The organism is Metabacillus arenae, assembly GCF_014773385.1.
Taxonomy (GTDB): domain Bacteria; phylum Bacillota; class Bacilli; order Bacillales; family Bacillaceae; genus Metabacillus_D; species Metabacillus_D arenae.
In genome coordinates this window covers 71,153-88,645 of sequence record NZ_JACXAI010000002.1, presented here as the reverse complement: position 1 = coordinate 88,645, position 17,493 = coordinate 71,153, and the positions used below count along the sequence as shown (strand labels likewise).

Sequence of the window (17,493 nt, the reverse complement as noted above, 5' to 3'; positions counted from 1 at the left end):
GATTTTAAAATGAGATTTTAAACTTTTTGAAAAACCAATCATCGCTAAACTTCCTCTTTTTAAAATAGGCGGTTCTCTTAAATTGTGCTCCATCTTGGAGGACACGTCTTTCAATTTTGTCTGCATGTCGATGAGCAAGAAGAGTTCTTGTTTTTTGTATTCTTTCATATCCAAAATGCAAGTAAGCCATTCTTATAAAGTTGTAGTCAATATCCTCTTGGTTTACTTGATATGGATGAGCCTTCCGAAACAGATGCAGGATTTTAACAGAGGGCTGAACGACGCAACGATAACCAAACAGCCAAAGTTTAATTGAAATTTCGACATCTTCATGCCCCCAAGTTGCGAATCCCGTTTCGAAACCACCTACATCATTAAAAATTTTTTTTGGAATTATGCAACAACCGCCAGGTAAAATGGCTGTTTCAAATATGGTATGTTTTTTTCGATTCCACACCACTTTGAGGCTGGGGCTGAGTGTCATACCATATCCTACATTCGTTGGATCTTCAATTGGTGCAATCCCTGGAGTTACAGCATTGGCTTTTCCAGATACTAGTGGTTCCATTAACCTTTCAATCCATAAATCTTCAAATAGTAAATGGGCATCACAGAATATTAAGTAATCGGCAGCAGAATTTTCAGCGCCTAGGTTACGAGCCTTTGATGGACCTACCCCTTTAGTGCGAATCAATGTGACTTTGTCTTTCATCATATAATCACTTAAAAAATCACAACAACCATCAGTTGACCCATCATCAACAACTATGACATCAAAAGGAGTTTTGGATCTCGCTGTAAACAAAGAGTCTAAGGTTGTCTTTACATTTTGCCCTTCATTCTTTGCTGGAAAGATAATTGAAACAGTGGTTTTTTTTTCATGCATTCGCTGTACTCACCTTTTTATTGAGAATTTAAAGAAGAGACCTTTTATTGAAATATTGTATGACAGAGATAGATTGTTTCGTGTTAAATATGATTTTTCTTTGAACTGAATCTTCAATAAAGGAAGCGTCATAAAATAATGGATATTTCATACTATTTTAGTGGTGGTATTTTTTAATTTCCACTCGCTTGAACTTATTGAATAAAGCTCGTATGAAAAATGACGAATTTAGGTGATAAAATGGAGATCAATGTCATTTATAATGGTGAAAAAAGGGGTACTATTTCATTCTTTGAGGTACCCAAGACCGTGATAGCTGCAAAACAAATGGGTTTTGAAGTGAGATGGAATCATTCCGAGAAGGAGCTTGAGCTATCTTCTGTATTTTTTCAAAAAAATGTGGTGATTGTCTCTGAAGATGAAAGCATAACTATAGATGAAAAAGAAACAGCCAAACTTCTACAATCCTTTCTGGAAGAAGCAGGAATTAATTCTGTCATTCTAAAAAAAGAGCAACATATAAAATATGAAAATCCGGTCTCCCTTTTCATACGAATTAAGATTTTAAGAAGGAAAGATACATCTTCATTGTTTACCGGTTTTGTTTATAATAATAAGATTGAAAAAAAGGAAATTCAGAATTGTTTCAATGGAGAACATACCCCTTATATTATTAAGTTAAGCCATAGTGATGAATTTGATGAAGTAACTGCTCCATTTCTCGATTGCATTGCTTATTTTCCTGCTGATTACCTGATTGATGAAAAGAAGTTTATAGAAGAATTTGCTCTTTATTTATCTTATGGAATCATTCGATCTATTTTGGGTGACCACGAATTAGAAGTTCATCCAAGAAAAATAAATGAACTTATACAATTAAAAAATGACCATGTTCAGAAAGTAAAAGAGATTCCTAAAAAGGAAACAGAAATAAAATCGGATCCTAAACCTAAAAAAATGGAAACAGCAGAAGTATATTTCGATTATACTGTTAAACCTCAATCCAATAACGAAAAATATACCATTATTGGCTCGCTTATTATCAAAAACAGTGGGAATGTTGATTTAATAAACCCAACGATTGGGATTCGGATTACTCCTGGTGATAAAGCAGATTTTGGGGGGCAAATTTTGCCGCCTAGTATGGTGGATGTTTTAGCGGTTCAAGGATCAGAAGGTTCGTACGGGTGGCAATATGTTGGAGAAGATTGGCTGGAGAAGGGGATGGGAAAAGGAGAGTATTGGATTCAGCCTATACAATATTTAACTATTGCTCCGAATGAAACAGAGGGCTTAAGGCAATTCCATATTAATTTTGAAAAGCTCGATAGAAAAAAAACAATTATTGTAGAAGGCTTTGTTCTTTTTCAGGAGCAAAATTTATCTTTTGCTTCTAATAACAAAATTATCATGTCATTTTAATTAATATAGTAGAAAAAAGGGTGAATTTATGTATAGAGAAAATGAAATAAAGCCACCTGAAGGCTTTTACTTAAATACCATGGATTGGATAAAAGAGACATTTATTAATAAAAAAGAGATTGACAAATATTATAAGGAGATTTATTCGAACGAAATTATTTCTTTTCCTCCTCCAAAGGGAGTTGATTCCCCCCGCTGGGAAACAAAATGTAAATTTGGCAAAGCATTTGTAGCAGTTATACCCTATGGACGTCTTTGGGGAATAAATGGTAGTGTAATAACTTCGAATAATAAACTGTTATGGGATGTATCATGGCTTAATAGGAAAACTCCTGAAGAACATGACATTTTTTATCAAAAAAAATTACCGACATTTAATTATAGTAAAGAAACGGTAGCAACATTAGCTTTTACAACCCACAATAATTACTATCACTGGATGTTTGATATTTTACCACGTATCCATTTATTGAATCAAAGCGGCATTAAAGTAGATAAATATATTATAAATGGTTCTTTGAAATTTCCAGAATTACAATATGAAACTCTTTCAGTCTTAGGTATACCTAAAAACAAAATAATAGAAACGAATGATACTTTCCATTATAAAGCTGAAAAGGTTGTTGTATCAGCTGTACCAAGAAGATTAGGACGCATCCCTAGATGGGCATGTGATTTTATTAGAAACAAGTTTTTAGAAAATAAAAAGCCAACATTTTTAAAAGAATATGAAAGAATTTATATTAGTAGAAACGATACAGAACACAGAAAAGTAATTAACGAAGATGAGTTAATAAAATTTATTAAGCCATATGGTTTTAAAAAGGTTCAAATAAAAGATTTATCACTCCAAGATCAAATAAACCTCTTTTATTCAGCTACACATATCATATCGCCATCAGGTGCAAATCTTACAAATATCGTATTTTGTAATCCAAGAACAAAAATAATCGAGTTTTCATCAACAATGGTTTGTGAGCTTTTTTGGAAAATTAGTAATTATATTAACCTTGATTATTATTATATTAAATGTGACGCTGGAAAAAAACGTCATGATAAGCCAATGAAAGATGATATTATTGTAAATATAAATAAATTTAAAGAAATATTAAAGATGCAAGGATTATGACAGATAATAAATAAAGATGAACTACCGAATTGTAGTTCATGTTAAAAAAATGTTATGAGAAATAACATTTTTTGTTTTGAAAATTTTAGAAAATGATACCAGGTACTTTAGGTACCTGGTACCGGAAATCCATTAATAAGGCTGCCATTTCAATTGACTGGCTGCGTTAAACCTTCTTTCAACTTCCTTCCAATTAACAACATTCCACCAATTTTCAACGTATTTTGGCCGTTCATTTTTATATTGCAGGTAATAAGCATGCTCCCAAACATCTAAAACGAGGAGGGGGATCACATCCCACTGACTTAAATCCTGATGTTTTTCAGCCGTTAAGATTTCTAGTCTATGAGAGCGGGGAGCCCATACAAGGATTGCCCACCCAACTCCTTCAACATTTTTAGCAGCTTCTGTGAAATGTTTTTTGAAACGATCGAAGCTGCCAAAGGCTTCATTAATAGCACGTAGCAGCTGGCCGCTTGGCCTTCCTCCGCCGCCCGGTGTCATCACATTCCAAAAAATTGTATGCAAATAGTGTCCTGCTCCATGAAAGGCTGCTTCCCTTTCCCAATGCTTAATTAATTCGTAATTATTGGTCTCACGAGCAGCTTGCATTTTTAGCTCTGCTTTATTAAGGCCATCAACATAGCTTTGATGATGCTTTGTATGATGAAGGCGCATGATTTCTTCTGCAATGTACGGCTCCAAAGCGTTATAAGCATACGGCAATGGAGGCAGGGTATGTTTACCGATTGGAACGGCAGGGGCACGATCTGATTGGCTATCAGTTTCTTCGGTCATAAGAATATCTTGGATTCTGTTATGAAGCTCGTGTGCCTTTTCAAAAAGACTTTCTTGACGGTCCCTTTGAGCACTTACGTATAAATCCTCTTTCAGCTGTTGAAGTTCATCATAAATGTCACTTGCTTCTTGATCACCAAAATTCAAACTTTTCCATAAATTCTCTGTTTCCTTACACCAATCTAATAATGACTGTCCATTTTGTTCATCTGACAAAGCTATCGCCTCCTGAAAAATCCATCTTTTAAAAGGATATGAGACAAAAGCCTATATTGTGTTTAAAAAAACAATTAGCAGTTCTCCTTGCTTCTAACCACGTATCGACTCAAAAAGTCATCACTACAAAGCTTTCAAAAAAGACAAACGGCTCATCCATTTATAGGATAAGCCGCTTGAATCATTCATTAGCGTATGCTTTTTTTCTATGTGTTTGGTACTTTTGAAAATATCAAACTCGACAATGCATTATTTTAAAAATACATGATCGCCGATTTCGACTGTCACTTGTTTATTTTCTAAGAAATCATTTTGTGCTTTTTTAGGATTATAGAAGAAGAGGGAGTTGTTCCCTTGCCCATGAAAAGCCAATGCCTCAGAAACCGCTTTCTTAGCTTCTGCGCCAGCAGGCTTATTAATTTCGCCATTTAATACTGGTTCAAATTGTGTACCGTCATAGATAACACCATGAATTGTATTCGGGAAAAGGTTGCTTTCTACACGGTTTAACACAACGGTTGCAACCGCGACTTTCCCTGCATATGGTTCACCGACTGCTTCTGCTTGTACCAAACGAGCAAGCAAATCTTTTTCCTCAGCTGTAATAGAAGCAGGAATGGTTAATTCTTCTCCAGGAATGAGCATATCGCTGTTTTTATTGTTAGCTGTTTGTAAGTCTTGAACAGACACACCATATTGCATCCCTAATTTGTAAAGGGTGTCTCCTTCCTTTACAACATGATTACTTTCTTTTGCATCTGCCTGAGCACCGAAAGCTAAAACAGAAACTGCTAATGATGAAGCTGCGACAAATTTCTTAATCATATGTTACCTCCCAGTAGTTTACTAGAGTCATACACTACTAGGCTACCAGTTTATTCACTAAACTTTCATTAGAAAATTTATTCCTTTGATCCCAAGTTTAACTAAAAATCTGTTTATAATAAGAGCAGGGAAGGGGGAGTTTTCCGATGAAATTATCCTATTATCAATTGAAAGGTCCAAGTAAAAAAGTGAGTGAGGATGCGTTTGTCATAAATGAACATGCTAATTTGTTTGGAGTTTTTGATGGAGCAACTCCGTTGGTGGATTTTACAAATGAAGAAGGGTTTAATGGAGCCTATTTAGCTGCAAATTTATTTAGAAATTATTTCTCTAGTAAAAAAAGTTATCCAAACCTAGATAAACATGTTATTAAATGTAATGATTTGTTAAAAAAATTAATGATTAAGAATGGTATTGATATGAAAGAAAAACATCACCTCTGGTCAACCTGTGTGGTAATTATTTCCCTTCACCGAGAGTTGATTGAACTGGCTCATTTAGGTGACAGCATGATTATAATTGAGCAGTCAGATGGGAAGATTACTTTGCTTACTAAAGATACGTTAAAAGGACTAAATGATCGTGCAAAGAAAAAGAGAGCAAAGGATCGGAAAAAAGGAATACCGCTACCAGATGAAGAAGTCTATGAAAAAGACATTAAAAGGAAGCTTATCTACAATCGCTGGCTAGCCAATACAAAGGAGGGATATTCTGTAGCGAACGGGATGGAGGAAGCAGCAGAATTCATTGATTTTCAAAGGATAGATCGAAAGCTGGTTAAATCTGTGCTGCTGCTCTCTGATGGACTTTTTCATCCTGAATTATCTCTTACAGACATTTTCTTAGAGGTTCAAAAGAAAGGAATAGAATCGTATATTCATTCTTTACAAAACTTTGAAGAATCCAATGGGCTCTATAGTGACGATAAAACCGGCATTTTTTTAGAATTATAATTTCCAGCTTTAAACTTTAAATAGTTAACAACAGTTATGCTGTAATTACTTAAGAGGTTGTACCAAACTGGGAGTATTTAATAGGATAAAAAGTTGACTTAAAGTTGTTCCATATTCATGAATAATGTGCTAAAATTGATATAGATGGGAACATTTGTTCTGTTCGAACGAAATAGCAGGTAAACGTCCTTACTCTAAACATTATTAGGAAGATAAGCGGGAGGGAGTTATAGGAATGGTAACTGACATGCAAACAGAAATTGACGAGGTCATCTCTTATATTCATCAACATATCAATGAACCGCTTCCGCTTTCCCGGTTGGCTGGTCATGTCGCCTACAGTCCGTACCATTTTACACGCATTTTTAAAGAAAGAATGGGTCTTTCCCCCATATACTATGTTTCTTCCCTCCGATTGCAAAAGGCTAAGGATTTGTTAGTGCGCACGAACTTGAGTGTTCGTGATATCGGGTTGGAAATCGGTCAACAGAGCCTTGGGACCTTCACAACCCGATTTACCGAAAGGGTAGGTGTGACGCCATCCGAATTTCGCAATTCGACCCTGCAAGCGGACCATCATTTGAGGTCATTGCAACAGCTTAATGATTGGCATACGAAGCATCTAATTATAAATCAACACGCTTGTATAGAAGGGACCATCCAAGCGGAAATTCCTTTTGAGGGAGTTATTTTAGTCGGCTTATTTGCCAAACCGATACCTGAAGGACTCCCCCTATACGGCACACTTCTTTCATCCTTGGGGTATTTTTGTTTTACAGGCGTCAAACCGGGCACCTATTATCTGATGGCTACAGCTGTATCCTGGAAGGCTCAGGCCATGGAGATTTTACTTCCGCACACTACGTTACGCACCCGATCTAAGGAGCCGATCATTGTCAAACCTTATGGTTCAGTCCCGCATCAGAGAATTACTCTCCATGCCCCCCGCCCGGACGATCCACCAATCCTTATTTCTCTTCCTCTATTGATGAAGATTTTTCTAAATAGGATATCACTTAACAGTTGACTATAGGGTGACAATTAGTAATTTAAACAATTAACCCGCCCGCGTTGCATGAGTTACGATGTAGACATGAGGGTGTAAAAGATCGTATTTGGTACGGCATGAATCAAAGGCGATCTGATTACTTGTGTAAGGCTTATTTTGATGACACATCTATGTTAGATGGTGCTCAAATCAGAAACAGCAATTTTTGCTTTATAATGAGCGGCCGCCAGCAAAGGGAAGATGTCATTGTAACTGTGATAGTAAATGTAATATTGCCCAGGTAAGCCAAGTCCTGTTGGATAAGTTAGTGCTGCTTTAGAGAAGGAAGAAGGATTGGTCAGTTTTTTCATTCCTCTATCGATATCAGTTGATTTGGGGCTTTCATTTGTTAACAATGCATCAATTGCCCATGCAGTTTGCGAAGGTGTACTAAACTTGAGTGGAACATACGATTTGATTTCTGCACTTTTGCACGATTCGCCCCATCCTCCGTCTGGATTTTGAATCGATTTCAGCCATTCTTTGGCTTTTTTTATACTTGGATGAAGATGGGAAACCCCAACAGCACTGAGCCCGGTCAATGCGGCCCAAGTTCCATATATATAACAAATTCCCCACCTTCCATACCAGCTTCCATTCGAATTTTGGTTGTTAATCAACCATTTAATTGCTTCCTTTATTTGGGGATGATCTTCTTTTAATCCTGCGTAATTGCCGAGAAACTCAATGGCTCTACCTGTTAGATCCGGTGTAGAAGGATCGATTACGGCATCCTCCGCATTTTCAATCGGGATAAAGGTTAATAGTGTTTGATCGACATTTTTTTCGAATGCTCCCCACCCGCCGTCCCTGTTTTGCATAGATAAAAGATATTGGGCTCCTAATCTCCACGCCGAATTTTCTTTTTCATATTGGTATGCAGCCCTAGTTAGTGAGCGCAAAGCCGCTGACGTATCGTCATTATCAGGATTATTTGTATTAATGTTTGAAAAGCCCCATCCGCCGGGACGAACCCCAGGTGCATGGACCGACCAATCAGCTTTCTTTGTATGCTGTTTTTTCAGCAAATAAGAATTAGCCTTTTGGATCATGGGATCATTAAATGATATTCCTGATTCTTGCAAGCTATACGACAAGAGAGCTGTATCCCAAACAGTTGAAGTCGAGTTTTCAATAATTGTTGAATTTTCGGTTTCACAAACTAAAGATTTTATCCCCTTAACAGCATTTTTGATGACCGGAGAATCCTTCTTATATCCGATAGCCAGTAGTGCGTATACCATAAAAATGGTGGCACTCGTATAGCTGAATAAAGTGCCATCCTTTTCGATTCGTTTTAACATATATTGCTCTGCTGCCTGATAACCCAGCCTGTGAAAATAAGCAGGGAGCTGTGATAACTTAGTGAATTCCTGTTTAAACCATTGAAGATACTTTTGATGGTCTCTATCCCAAGATAACCATTCAGTATATGAAGTGGGATTTTTAACTGTGATAAAAGGAATGGAAGGTGTCCATTTTGAGGTGATCTGATACTTTTTGTTTGCTGTTAGAAGCATCGGAACAAAGTGAATACGGGCATATATGCTGAAGCTGTAAAAATTAATCGGAAAAGATGTCGGAACAAGTAAGAAAGGAAATGGAAAATAAAAGAGGACAGGCCATTGGTAAAGGCCATTAACTGCAAGCATCCATTTAGTCATAAAATGTACATGCTTCATACCACCGTTTTTCTTAATGAACTGTTCTGCCTTTTTCATTTTATCATCCTCAAGAGAAATATAGCCTGAGTAAGCCAATGCTGCATATGCTTGAACGGTTGCGGTTACATTTCCTTGTGTTTCATCCTGATACAGTTTCCACAGACCATTTTTCTCTTGAATAGAAAGCAAACGGTTCGTAATCGTTTTAATTAGATTTTCATCCTTGTCATCAATGGTTCTAAGAAATATAAGTACAAACGCATCTGTTAAAAGACTCCCCTCAAAGCAGTATTTCCATGAACCATTATGTTGTTGAGAGCTCCTTAATTTTTTTATTTTTTCATCAATAAAAGCTTGTAACTCGGAGTTCGTTACCATGTATTTTCACCTCTACCTAAACTTATTCAGGGATTGAAAAAACATGAAAAAGTCATCAGGAGAAATCCTGATGACAATTATAAACTTTTACTGGCCGTAAGAACCCCTTACAATATGTTTCAGAGACAATGAAGTGTGGTAACTGCCTAAAAAAGTCAAAAAAGAACACAGATGCAGCCACACGAAGTGGCAACGTCTGTGTGACCCACATTCTGTGGAACTTGGGCAAAACAGCAGTGGTGGTTTCCACTGCTGTAAGCTTCACTTTATTGTAAACTAACCCATACACTTTTTACTTCAGTATAGTTATCTAATGCATATGACCCCATTTCCCGTCCTATTCCGGATTGCTTGTATCCCCCGAATGGAGAGGCTGCATCAAAGACATTGTAGCAGTTGACCCAGACGGTTCCTGCTCTTAATTTATTGGCTACATAATGGGCATTTGCAACATTGCTTGTCCAAAGGCCTGCCGCCAATCCATATTCAGATCTGTTAGCACGGTCAATCACCTCGTCCAAATCTTCATATGGCATCGCAGCGATAACTGGTCCGAATATTTCTTCCTTTGCAATCGCCATATCATCACTAACATCTGCAAAGATAGTTGGCTCGACGAAATATCCTTGCTCATAAGGATTTTGTCCGCCAGTTAATACTTGGGCCCCTTCATCTAAACCCTTTTGAATGTAATCTAATACCCGGGTTTGCTGCTCAGTTGAGACGAGCGGCCCGATTTGCGTTTCTGGGTCAATTCCTGATCCTTGACGGATCGATTTCGCATGAGAAACCATGTCAGCAACAACATTGTCATAGTTTTTCTTTTGTATGAACACTCTTGAGCCGGCACAGCATACCTGTCCTTGATTAAACATCACTCCGTTTAAGGCCCCAGGGACTGCTTTTGAGAGATCAGCATCAGGTAAAATGATGTTGGGCGATTTTCCTCCGAGCTCCAATGTAACCCTTTTTAGTGTTTTAGCCGCATTACTCATAATCAATTTTCCAACTTCAGTTGAACCTGTAAAAGCAATTTTATCAACTAAAGGATGATCTACAAGTGCTTGTCCAGCCGTTTCACCATACCCTGGTACAATGTTAACTACACCTCTCGGGAAGCCGGCTTCTTGAATTAATTCAGCGAGGTAAAGGGCTGATAAAGGAGTTTGCTCTGCAGGCTTTAATACAACTGTACAGCCAGTTGCAAGTGCCGCACCTAATTTCCACAATGCCATAAGCAGCGGGAAGTTCCATGGGATGATTTGACCGACGACACCTACCGGTTCATGCCGTGTATAGTTAAAATATTCTTGACTAACAGGAATGGTTTGTCCTACCATTTTTGTAGACCAGCCAGCATAATAGCGCATATGTTCTATTGCAAGAGGTATGTCTGCATTTGTTGTTTCTTGAATCGGTTTTCCGTTATCAAGAGTTTCCAGCTGTGCCAAAGCTTCTTTGTTTTCTTCCATCAAATCAGCAAGCTTGTACATTAAACGGCTTCTAGTTGCTGCATTCATTGAAGGCCACAGACCTCCATCAAATGCTTTACGAGCCGCTTTAACTGCACGGTCAATGTCCTCACGATTTGCTTCATAAACAGATGCTAATACCTCTCCAGTGGCTGGATTTGGTGTATCAAATGTTTTTCCCGAAGCACTCTCCACAAACTCACCATTGATAAACAGCTTTTTCTTACCAGCTAAAAACCTCTCAACCTTCTCATCAAGCTTTAACATTACATGACTCATGAACAAACCTCCCTAATTGTTATGTAGCTTTGTTTAGGATAATTAGCCCCATGTTTAGCAGGTCATTTGGCAAAAAGTATAGGAAAATAATTGATAGCGCTTACAAAAATGATAATAATACAAAATTTTGAAAATTTCAATTATAAACCCTTGGTTTTTTGGGAAAATTGCATAAACAAAAACATACCTGTTAAAATAAAGTTAGAATAATCATAGTAAGGAGACAAGATAATGATCCATAAGGAATGGCAAGAAAGTAAAACGATTAGGCAAGTAAAATGTGTACATACTGAGGCGAAAAAATATGTAGTTGATAACGTCCTGACGACAGGGAAGGTTTATGATGTAAAAAATGAAACGGAAGAATTTATTTTCGTCGTCGATAACAGTGGAAAAGTAGGAGGCTTTTATAAAGGATACTTCGAAGATGTAAATAAATAATACACACCGTCAAAGAAAAATCTTTGGCGGTTTTTAATGTTTTCCAAGAAGTTAGTAAATAGTAAGGAAGAAGAACTGAAAGGAGATGAAAATCATGAAGAAGAAAGAAGAGCATCAGGAAGACACAAGCAAAATCGCCGGAAGAGAATTTTCCTTCAACGATTATAAAAGTAATGATGAAACAGCAGAAGGCTTGGCTATCACACATGAACAAATAAGTGATAATTTTGCAGAAGGAACGATTGAAGGGGAACTGCAAAAAGAGAATGGGGAAGTAGTAAAAATTCCTCGAAAAGAAATGGAATAAAAAAATCTAAAAAAGCTGACTCAGGTGAGGTGGGATCACTCTTGTGTCAGCTTTATATTGTTTACCTTACTTTCATTTATACATATAAAACAATATAAGCATCCCTCTGAATGCTCGCCGTTTAAAAATCCATCCATACAATAAATATTCCTTCCACATAATTTACAAATGCCAACTAGCTCTTTCAATTTTATCACCTCGTTTAATATCCAAGCTTTTTTCTAACTAAACCCAATTATTTCTTCGATTATTTAAGCCTCCCATCCCACCATCGCCTTATAGAAGACTAAAGTACTTTGAGTGGTTTCGTTATAACACAAAACGATTTTGAAGATTTCTATCCTTATCTATATCTACTATTATACAGAATTTTCTAAAAAGAAGAAAATCCAAAAATTTACGATAAAATAAAGTGAAATTTTAAATATTTTGGAGGATTTATGAATCGCTTTATTCACAACAAAGAACGTATTTATCTTGCACTATTATTGATTTTTAGTATTCCGTTTTATCTAGTTTTTCTTCTTTCAGGAGTTGGACTCCTCGTGATTTTTTTCCTTATCGCGCTTCCATTGTGTGCCCACTTTATTTCGATGGGTTACATCAGAAGCAATGGAGTTAAGCTCACACCCCAGCAGTTTCCTGATATCTTTCAGGAAGTGTTGGATTTAAGTACTAAAATGGAAGTGAAATCTGTTCCTGATGTGTACATTATTCAATCTGATGGATTACTAAATGCATTTGCGACAAGGTTTTTCGGTAAAAATATGATCGTTTTGTATTCCGAAATGACCGATGTCTATAAGCACAATGGACAAGAGGAATTAAGGTTTATTTTAGCGCACGAATTAGCTCATCTTAAAAGAAACCATATATTGAAGAACCTGTTGATCTTACCTGGAAATTGGGTACCATTTCTTGGTCAAGCTTATTCTCGGGCTTGTGAATATACATGTGATGCAATGGCAGCCCATTATAACGGCAATCTTCAAGCCGCAAAGGAAACGTTAACCTTGCTAGCCATAGGAAGAGGATTCTACAAAGATGTTAATATCCATGACTATTTGCTGCAAAGCAGTAGAGAAAGAAATGTCTTTGTTTGGTTAAGTGAGAAACTTTCTACTCATCCGACGCTGCCCAAAAGGATACACCATCTTGATAACCAATTTGGTTCTGTTTCTCCAGAAATTAATTTTAAAACAACTACACTGTTCAAATTTGGGATTGTAGGTATGTGTTTAGCTTTTCTTTTAGTTTCGGCGGGTGCTATCTTTGGTTTAGTAAAATTTATCGAAACAGTTGAAGCAAGTGAAGAGTTCAGCATTGAAAATGAAGGAACGACTTCCTTGATGACAGCTGCATCAGAGGGAGATATCGCCCGTGTAGAGGAACTAATTGAAAGCCGGGAAGATATAAATGCGACAGATGAGAATGGTAATACGGCAATAGTTTATGCAACAGGATATTTTATCGAGGAGGAGTTTAGTGAAACACAAGCAGAGATCGTTCAAACCCTATTAGATAATGGAGCTTCACTAAACTCACACTCAGAAGAAGACATTCCAATTCTTTTCATGATCTACCAAAATGAGCTGGAAATGGTTCAAACGTTGATTGAATACGGGGCAAATATCCAAGTAGAGGATTCTTATGGAGATATACCGTTAATCGCTGCAGTTTATGCGAATAATGCTGAAATCGTTCAGATACTATTACAGGCTGGTGCTGATCCGAAACAAACCAATCAGTATGGTGAAACAGCTCTTGATATTGCTGAAGCTGAAAAAGCAGAAGAGATCATAAGCTTATTAGAGTAAAACGAAAAGGTGTGGAATTTCCATACCTTTTATTTTTTTGAAAACAAAGCATACTAAAAGGTATAGGAGGGATTGTGGATTGGATTATTATTTATATTCACATAATGATTTAGATGGAGTTGGATGTGGAATTCTTGCAAAGATTGCTTTTGGAGAAAAAATAAAGATAAAGTACAATTCGATTTCAAGTCTGAATCATGAGCTTGAGCTTTATTTCGATCAGAAAAGATATCAGGATGTACTTTATATTACCGACTTAGGCATTAATGAGGAGAACGAGAAGAGGATTGAACAATACATAAAAAAAGGCGGAACTGTTCAATTAATCGATCATCATAAGTCGTCCCTCCATTTAGGTAAGTACCCTTGGGCGATTGTAAAAATTCAAGAAAATGAGCAAAAACTAAGCTCTGCAACATCTTTATTTTTTCATTACATTGTTGAAAATAACTTATTGAATGAAACTAAGGGAATAAAAGAGTTTGTTGAGCTTGTTAGACTTTACGACACTTGGGAATGGGATAAACTAAAAGTTCAGGCAGCAAAAAACCTAAATGATCTTCTTTATTTGGATTCTATCGAAGAGTTTGAAAAGAAAATAGTCGCAAAATTGCAGGAAGAATCAGAGTTTTCTTTTAGCGAGCTTGAAGAGCATGTCCTTCATATTGAAGAAAAGAAAACAGAGCGGTATATTCATAAAAAGAAACGGGAAGTATGGCAAACATTTGTAAAGGACCATTGTATTGGAATCGTATTTGCGGAACAATATCAGTCAGAATTAGGAAACGGTCTAGGTGAGGAATTCCCTCATTTAGACTACATTGCCATTGTAAATATGAGCTCAAGGAGGGTCGGGTTCCGAACGATCCATGATCACGTCGATTTAGCTGAGGTCGCTCATATGTATGGCGGGGGAGGTCATGCGAAAGCAGCAGGCTGCCAATTAACAAAGGAAGCCTATCAAGCATTTGTTGAAAGTACATTGGAAACCGTTCCGATAAAACAGGACCATCAAAACAATAAGCAAAATGGGGTGGAAAAAGAAAAAGGAATATTGTTTGAAAATAAGGAAGAAGAGATGTTTCTCATTAAAAAATTGAATGATAAGTGGGAGATTAAATGTAAGGGCAAAAAAATCCTAGAAAGCTTTTTATCAGAAGTGAAAGCTATTGATTTTTTACGAAGAAAATATCAAGTATTCTTATCAAGTGATGAGAAATATCAATCTTATTTAAAAAAGAACTAAAATTATTATTTTGTATGGAAATCAATAAAGTTAGGTAATAAACTCATATTGAAATGGGGTACCAGACAATTTTTGCTTGGTACCCATTCCTATTCTTTAATCCACCACTAAGTAAGCAACCATCGGGCCATCGTTTTCAATATTCGAATGTGTCTCGCAAATAAGTCTGTAGATCCCTTCCTCATCAAAGCGAAGATCTACGACTGTCTCTTTTCCTTTTTTGACGGTTCCTTTAATATCTGTTCCTTCAATTGTGAATGGATGCTCCATTCCGTTTACACCATAAATTTTCAGCTGGACATTTTCACCTTTTGGAAGAACGATCGTTGCCGGGTCCCATCTGTAGGCTTCAATCTCCTTACCCTCTTTTGTTTGCGATTTGAATTCCCCAGTTACCATATTAATTTCATACTCTTTTTTCAAATCTGTCTGTTGAAAAGTCGGCTCAGCCTCCATCGTTCGGAATATGAACCATCCGGAAACAAGTATAGCGATACTTAAAACACTGAGAATCAGCCAGCTTTTTTTTATTACATAAAATCTCATGATATTCTCTCCTCCCAGTAAACATGTCCCTTATATATATGCAAGCAGGGAGGTGGAACTTGTCTACTTTTAGAAAGAAAAGATGTTTATTTATTTAAAAGGTTTTAAAAAGAAAATATCCAGCTTTTTGTAAGGATTAAGATCACTTAATACAATAGGTGTCCAGGAAAGCCCTGGACACCTATATATTTTGATTCTCATTAATTTGATAAGCCTGTGCTTTTCGTCCTGCCTGTTTCCATCTATAAATAACAAGTACCAGTAAAACTAAAATAGATGCAAATAAGTAAAGGTAACTGTATCCATATAAGCTGGCAATAATCCCTAAAACAAATGATCCAGCAGCAATTCCGGAATCAAAAAAAGTAAAGAATGTAGCGGTAGCGTGAGCACTTCGTTTATGATCTGCTGACTGAACCGCAATTGTTTGAAAACTTGGAACAAGTGTGCCGTAGCCAAGGCCTATAAAAGCCCCAGCTAAAAGCAGGGAGATGCTTGACTCTACAATGCTTAACGTAAATAGCCCAAGTGCAAAACTGATGAAGGCTGGATACATGACGAAATTAGGTCCTCTTGTATCAAATAATCTTCCTGAAAAAGGACGAGAAACCAGCATTACAACAGCGAATATGACAAAAAAGAAACTAGCAGCCTCAATCAATCCGAGGCTTTTTGCATAAATCGAAATAAACGAAAGGACACTGGAATATGAGAAGGCAATTAAGCATCCAATCAATGCAATAGGGATTGCCTTTGTTTCGAACAAATCATCAAGTGAAATTTTCCGTTTTGAAAGAGGGGACGGAGTTTCATTTACCTTTATTGATAGAGTGAAAACCGCACCAATAGTCATAAGAATTCCTAAAACTAAAAACAGCCAATCAAAACTCATAGATTGAAGGAGAAAAAGGGCAATAAAAGGTCCACAAACGACAGCAAAATTGTTTGACATGACAAAATAGCCGAGACCTTCTCCTCTTCTTTTCACAGGTACAAGATCAGCTGCAATTGCACCAGTGGCTGTAGTTGCGATACTAAACCAAATACCCTGAAAAAAGCGTAATGCCAATAAGAGAAAGTAAGGTTTTACAAGCATATAAAGGAAAGTAGATAATAAAAATAAAGTTAAACTGAACATAAGCATTTTTTTCTTTCCATACGTTTCTAGTAACCGTCCGGAAAAAGGTCTTACAACAATCGCGGATAATAAGAAAGCAGTAACGATTAATCCTCCTTCTTTATCTGTTCGCTGCAGGTCTTCTACCACATAAATCGGTAAAGTTGTCAGAAGACCATAGAAGATGAGGAAAATAAAAAAATTACTTATAAAAATAGTAATAAAGCTTTTCGTCCAAATTGGTGATTTTTCGTGACTCATTCAAATCCTCCTTTTTATCCCACTCTTAACGGGCAGTAAATCCGCCTTCTCCATCTTCAGAAAGTAAAAAGAAGATAAGTGGAGGAAACTGCCCGTAAAGGTCCGGAAAAGTGGAACACAGACTAAAAGCGCACGTTTGTGGCAACGTCTGTGTGACCCGCATTCTGTGGGCCTCATCTAACCATCAGTGGGGGATGAAGTAAGCCCCCCTTGATGGAAGATTCTCTTTATTTGTATCCTGTACCCAATTTTCTTAATAAAAGGAGTAAGGTTTTTTGGTCATTTTCTGATAATTCCTTTAGCATATCTTCTTCAAACCGGGAAATTTCCTTTTCAATTTTTGAAAGTTGTTCTTCTGCTTTTTTTGTCAATCGAACGATTTTTTCGCGTTTGTCTTTTCCTTCATCCCTCATAATCCAACCTGTATCTTCCAAGCGGGATAAAGTTCTGGTAACAGTCGGAGCTTCAACATTTAAATAGCGCCAAATTTCAGTTTGAGACATAGAACCATGATTTTTAAGTGTATAAAGAATCGTCCACTGTGAACTGAATAAATCGAAATCTTTCAGCCTCTCATTAAGTTCTTTATTTAACAAACGTACTTTTTGATGCAGCTCATGAAAAAGGATACTTGTATTCAATGGATATTCACCTCAATTATTTACCTAGGTAAATATATCTCATTTTG

At 36.7% G+C, this 17,493-nt stretch carries 16 protein-coding genes; 8 read left to right on the top strand and 8 right to left on the bottom strand.

The annotated features are described in order from the left end of the window. Positions 1-4: 4 nt before the first annotated feature. Positions 5-886, bottom strand: a complete 882-nt coding sequence (locus IC621_RS01960) for a glycosyltransferase family 2 protein (protein WP_191155212.1) — start codon at positions 884-886, stop codon at positions 5-7. A 240-nt stretch (positions 887-1,126) separates the two neighbouring features. On the opposite strand from IC621_RS01960, the gene IC621_RS01955 reads away from it, so the two are divergent. Beyond that, positions 1,127-2,308, top strand: a complete 1,182-nt coding sequence (locus tag IC621_RS01955; RefSeq protein WP_191155211.1) for a hypothetical protein — start codon at positions 1,127-1,129, stop codon at positions 2,306-2,308. 28 nt (positions 2,309-2,336) lie between these two features. Beyond that, the gene (locus IC621_RS01950; protein WP_191155210.1) at positions 2,337-3,437 is read left to right on the top strand and encodes a glycosyltransferase family 61 protein; all 1,101 of its coding nucleotides are present in this window, start codon (positions 2,337-2,339) and stop codon (positions 3,435-3,437) included. 132 nt (positions 3,438-3,569) lie between these two features. Here IC621_RS01950 and IC621_RS01945 read toward each other — a convergent pair whose 3' ends face one another. Next, entirely contained in the window at positions 3,570-4,451 is an 882-nt protein-coding gene (locus tag IC621_RS01945; protein WP_224752265.1) for a superoxide dismutase, read from the bottom strand. 249 nt (positions 4,452-4,700) lie between these two features. Further along, positions 4,701-5,276, bottom strand: coding sequence for a cell wall hydrolase (locus IC621_RS01940; RefSeq protein ID WP_191155209.1), 576 nt, complete (start codon positions 5,274-5,276; stop codon positions 4,701-4,703). Between the two features lie 146 nt (positions 5,277-5,422). On the opposite strand from IC621_RS01940, the gene IC621_RS01935 reads away from it, so the two are divergent. Next, positions 5,423-6,229: a protein phosphatase 2C domain-containing protein gene (locus IC621_RS01935; protein WP_191155208.1), complete on the top strand. Its 807-nt coding sequence runs from the start codon at positions 5,423-5,425 to the stop codon at positions 6,227-6,229. A gap of 235 nt (positions 6,230-6,464) precedes the next feature. After that, positions 6,465-7,256, top strand: coding sequence for a helix-turn-helix domain-containing protein (locus IC621_RS01930; RefSeq protein ID WP_191155207.1), 792 nt, complete (start codon positions 6,465-6,467; stop codon positions 7,254-7,256). Positions 7,257-7,411: 155 nt separating this feature from the next. On the opposite strand, the gene IC621_RS01925 is transcribed toward IC621_RS01930, so the two are convergent. Beyond that, the gene (locus IC621_RS01925; RefSeq protein ID WP_191155206.1) at positions 7,412-9,319 is read right to left on the bottom strand and encodes a terpene cyclase/mutase family protein; all 1,908 of its coding nucleotides are present in this window, start codon (positions 9,317-9,319) and stop codon (positions 7,412-7,414) included. 266 nt (positions 9,320-9,585) lie between these two features. Continuing rightward, positions 9,586-11,070, bottom strand: a complete 1,485-nt coding sequence (locus tag IC621_RS01920) for an aldehyde dehydrogenase family protein (RefSeq protein ID WP_191155204.1) — start codon at positions 11,068-11,070, stop codon at positions 9,586-9,588. Positions 11,071-11,301: 231 nt separating this feature from the next. Between IC621_RS01920 and IC621_RS01915 the strand changes: the two genes are divergently transcribed. The 4 genes from IC621_RS01915 (at position 11,302) to IC621_RS01900 (ending at position 14,881) form a co-directional block, all read left to right on the top strand. Then, positions 11,302-11,511 carry a DUF6501 family protein gene (locus IC621_RS01915; protein WP_191155202.1) on the top strand — a complete coding sequence of 70 codons (210 nt, stop codon included), beginning with the start codon at positions 11,302-11,304 and terminating at the stop codon, positions 11,509-11,511. Positions 11,512-11,605: 94 nt separating this feature from the next. After that, positions 11,606-11,818: a YozQ family protein gene (locus IC621_RS01910; protein WP_224752264.1), complete on the top strand. Its 213-nt coding sequence runs from the start codon at positions 11,606-11,608 to the stop codon at positions 11,816-11,818. A 440-nt stretch (positions 11,819-12,258) separates the two neighbouring features. Next, positions 12,259-13,635, top strand: a complete 1,377-nt coding sequence (locus tag IC621_RS01905) for a M48 family metallopeptidase (RefSeq protein WP_191155198.1) — start codon at positions 12,259-12,261, stop codon at positions 13,633-13,635. 79 nt (positions 13,636-13,714) lie between these two features. Further along, positions 13,715-14,881, top strand: coding sequence for a DHH family phosphoesterase (locus IC621_RS01900; RefSeq protein WP_191155196.1), 1,167 nt, complete (start codon positions 13,715-13,717; stop codon positions 14,879-14,881). A gap of 96 nt (positions 14,882-14,977) precedes the next feature. Here the strand turns inward: IC621_RS01900 and IC621_RS01895 are convergent, their stop codons facing one another. The 3 genes from IC621_RS01895 to IC621_RS01885 form a co-directional block, all read right to left on the bottom strand. Beyond that, entirely contained in the window at positions 14,978-15,427 is a 450-nt protein-coding gene (locus tag IC621_RS01895; RefSeq protein WP_191155194.1) for a cupredoxin domain-containing protein, read from the bottom strand. 181 nt (positions 15,428-15,608) lie between these two features. Further along, positions 15,609-16,805 carry an MFS transporter gene (locus IC621_RS01890; protein ID WP_191155193.1) on the bottom strand — a complete coding sequence of 399 codons (1,197 nt, stop codon included), beginning with the start codon at positions 16,803-16,805 and terminating at the stop codon, positions 15,609-15,611. A gap of 227 nt (positions 16,806-17,032) precedes the next feature. Beyond that, positions 17,033-17,446, bottom strand: a complete 414-nt coding sequence (locus tag IC621_RS01885) for a MarR family transcriptional regulator (protein WP_191155191.1) — start codon at positions 17,444-17,446, stop codon at positions 17,033-17,035. Between the last annotated feature and the right edge of the window lie 47 nt (positions 17,447-17,493).